Genomic DNA, 2252 nt, shown 5'->3' with positions numbered 1-2252 from the left:
GTGGCGCAGGCGGCGTTCGAGAGCTTCAGCCAGGAGCAGGTCGACGGGATCGTCCGCGACATGGGCAAGTATGTCTATGACAATGCGGAAAAGCTGGCGCGGATGGCGGTCGATGAGACCGGCATCGGCCTCTACGAGGACAAGGTGATCAAGAAGAAGGGCAAGGCCCGCGCCATCTGGAACAGCCTCAAGGGCAAGAAGAGCCGCGGCATCATCGGCGAGGACCCCGAGAACAACATGGTCCTCGTCGCCAAGCCGATGGGCGTGGTCGGCGCGGTCACGCCGATCACCAATCCGGTGGTGACCCCGATGTGCAATGGAATGTTCGCGCTGAAAACCGGCAACGCCGTGATCTTCGCGCCGCATCCCAGGGCACAGAAGTGCGCCGAACATCTGACCGACGCCTTCAGGGACATCGTCCGCAGACATGGCGGTCCCGAAGACCTGGTGCAGGTCGTCCGAAATGGCTCGATCAGCAAGACGCAGCAGCTGATGGAATCGGTCGACGTCGTCGTCGCCACCGGCGGTGGGGCGATGGTCAAGTCCGCCTATTCGTCGGGCAAGCCCTCATTCGGGGTGGGCGCTGGCAACGTGCCCGTGATCATCGACCGCGGCGTGGATCTCGGCGAGGCGGTGGACAAGATCGTCACGGGCGCCTCCTTCGACCATGGCATCATATGCAGCCACGAGCAGTTCATCCTGGCGCCCGAAGAGCAGTTCGCGGAGACCGTCCGACGCTTCATCGACACCGGCAAGGTCTGGTTTACCGACGACGAGGCGCAGATCCAGGCGTTGCGGGACGTGGTGTTCCCCGGCGGCCAGCTCAACAAGGACGTGGTCGGCGTCTCCCCGCGCGAGGTTGCGGCAATGGCGGGCATCGACGTGCCCGAAAGCGCGCGACTGATCCTGCTCCCCGCGAAGGGAGCCGGCGAGGACGATATTCTCGCGCGCGAGAAGCTCTGCCCCGTGGTCGCGATCCTGCCCTACAAGGACTTCGAAGAGGCGGTGAAGCTGGCCAAGGCCAATCTATTGGTCGAGGGAGCCGGCCATTCCGCGGCGCTGCACTCGCATGACGATGCGAATATCAAGCTCGCCGGACTCGAGCTGCCGATCAGCCGTCTGGTGGTCAACCAGCCCAGCTCGCTGACCGCCGGCGGTTCGCTGACCAACGGCTTCGCCCCGACGACGACGCTCGGCTGCGGCTCCTGGGGTGGCAATTCGATCTCGGAAAACCTCGACTACAAGCACCTGATGAATGTCTCGCGGATCGGCAAGGTCATCGAGAACAAGAAAGTGCCGACCGACGAGGAAATCTGGGCCTAGGAGGCGACGCCGCCTCCCCAGGTGTCAAGCGGCGGCGGCTTCGAACGCCTTTACCATGCCTGCCGCGACCGACAGGGCGATCTCCGCCGGCCCGCGGGCGCCGATCTGCACGCCGGCAGGACCATCGATGCGGGAGAGCTGCTGGTCGTCGATGCCCAGGGCACGCAGGCGGTCAAGCCTGGCGGCATGGCTGCGCCGCGAGCCGAGCGCGCCGATATAGGCGGCAGGCGTTCCAAGCCCTGCGATCAGCGCCGGGTCATCGATCTTGATGTCATGGCTGAGCGTGACCAGAGCTGTCGACTCGTCGGGTGCATGGGCGGCGACCGCCTCGTCCGGCCAGCGATCGTCGAGCGTTACGCCGGGGAAGCGTTCGCTCGTCAGGAACCGGGCGCGTGGATCGATCACCACCGCGGTTACGTCGATCTCCCTGGCGATACGGGCAAGCGACTGGGCGATCTGCACGGCCCCGACGATCAGAAGCCGACGCGGCGGAGCGTATCGATTGACGAAAACATCATCGCCTGAGCGCTCCTCGGCGGCGCTGCGCCCGCTGGCAAGGTCGGTGGTGATCGCAAGCGCTCGGCCTTGCCGGCGGGCGCTTGCGATGCGGTCGAAAAGCGCGGGAGAAAAACTCTCTGAAGCGACCCGCTGGACCATCAGCTCGATCTCGCCGCCGCACGGCAGACCCACCTCCCAGGCGAGATCGTTGGTCACGCCGAACTTCAATCGGCGGAATTCGCCATCGGCAATCGTTTCGGCAGCAGCATGAAGGACTTCGCCCTCGACGCAGCCGCCGGATACGGACCCCTCGAAGCGGCCGTCGGCATGAACCAGCATGTGGCTGCCGCTGGGGCGCGGCGCCGATCCCCAGGTGCGGATCACCGTTGCCAGCGCGAGAGGCGCACCGCGCCATTCGGTGAATGCATCGA

2 protein-coding genes and 1 pseudogene are annotated in these 2252 nt (G+C 65.6%); 1 reads left to right on the top strand and 2 read right to left on the bottom strand.

The annotated features are described in order from the left end of the window. Nucleotides 1–1323 (top strand): aldehyde dehydrogenase family protein (locus tag JOY90_RS13700; protein ID WP_291691659.1); only part of this gene is annotated, 1323 nt, incomplete at its 5' end. A gap of 24 nt (nucleotides 1324–1347) precedes the next feature. Here the strand turns inward: JOY90_RS13700 and JOY90_RS13695 are convergent. Together JOY90_RS13695 and JOY90_RS40130 are read right to left on the bottom strand one after the other, a co-directional pair. Further along, a complete protein-coding gene (locus JOY90_RS13695; RefSeq protein ID WP_291691658.1) occupies nucleotides 1348–2037 on the bottom strand; it encodes an XdhC family protein in 690 nt (229 codons plus the stop codon). A 12-nt stretch (nucleotides 2038–2049) separates the two neighbouring features. After that, a pseudogene (locus tag JOY90_RS40130) lies at nucleotides 2050–2252 on the bottom strand (XdhC family protein); the annotation flags it as partial.

The organism is Bradyrhizobium sp., assembly GCF_019242285.1.
GTDB lineage: Bacteria > Pseudomonadota > Alphaproteobacteria > Rhizobiales > Xanthobacteraceae > Bradyrhizobium.
Note: the sequence above shows the minus strand (reverse complement) of the source record. Positions and strands in the feature narration are given on the sequence as shown.